Genomic DNA, 1,229 nt, shown 5'->3' on the forward strand with positions numbered 1-1,229 from the left:
GACTGGAGTTCAGATGAATCGTCAGTCGCATCTGATAAATCGCCATCATTTGGCAAGCCGTCAGTCACTGAGGTTAAATTAGATTCTGATGGCGAAAGAGTCGGCTCAGTGAGTGTCGGAATGGCAGTTTGCTCGATGCTTCCCGTGATCTGCTGCGCTTTGTCATCTGGGCTTGGCTGATTAAACATCCACCAATAGCCTCCAGCGGCCAGCAACAGTAGCACCAAAACCACTAATGCGATGTTGAGTGGCGATCCGACAATTGAACGGATAATGATCCTTTTTTCCACTTTCATCTCTCCTAATGCCATGATGTCACCCGGAATCGGGTCGACTTTCTTAAATGCATCTCGAACACGTTTCTCCGCATCGTCATCGACATACCTAACCACTAGTGATTCGAAGAAACGACGCGCTTCCACTTCGGATAGCATATCGATATCAAGTTCAACTGGCTTAAGTTCTTGCCCATAACTCAACCGAGACAAGACCGACTCCAAACGCCCAGACTTAGTAAAAAGCAACACGTTGATCGTCCAGTTCGGCTTTTCATGCGCCTCTAAGACTAACGTCCATAACTCCGAAACGAGCGTTTCACTAAGTAAATGAGCGTCATCAATAACAATCGCAATATCGCAAGGCTCACCTTCGAGAATACGCTCTAGACTGTCGAGTAAAGGCTCTTGTTGATTAAACAATGCATCGGAAACCAGCTGACTCAAGATGAGGACGCGACGCTGCACGTCATCTTGGGTCGCATGGCAAAGTAACAAACATTGATTTTTGTTACTCGCACCCAGCTCAAGGTATCGTTGCGCCAGCCAAGATTTTCCATACCCATCAGGGCCATTGATCGCAATAAGGTTGGATCCAAAGTTGGTCAACAACTCCAATCTATCCAATAACTCGGTTTGAGAATCTAATTCCAGAACGTGAGCAAAACTCATCTAATAACCTTCTTAAACAACAAGAATGACGCCAGATGGCGTCATTACAAGGTTAAATATTGCGACCGAAATCAATAGCCTGCTGAATCACTTCTTGTGAAGTATCGGCTATCACTTCCGCACTGCCAATTCCGGTTGGTAGAACTAAGCGCAATTGACCTGACAGCACTTTTTTATCACGCATCATATGCTTGATAAAGTCATCAAAACTCATGCTGACGGGTGTATGGACTGGCAATTTCGCTCTGCGCAACAATGCCACAATACGTTCAAACTGCTCTT

At 45.6% G+C, this 1,229-nt stretch carries 1 protein-coding gene and 1 pseudogene; both read right to left on the bottom strand.

From position 1 onward, the window contains the following. Nucleotides 1-947, bottom strand: a 947-nt coding sequence (locus tag R7Q48_RS24380) for an ATP-binding protein (protein WP_318132677.1), incomplete at its 3' end; no start/stop codon positions are given. Nucleotides 948-999: 52 nt separating this feature from the next. Next, nucleotides 1,000-1,229, bottom strand: a pseudogene (locus R7Q48_RS24385) (3-dehydroquinate synthase); the annotation flags it as partial.

It is taken from the genome of Vibrio sp. 378 (assembly GCF_033339435.1).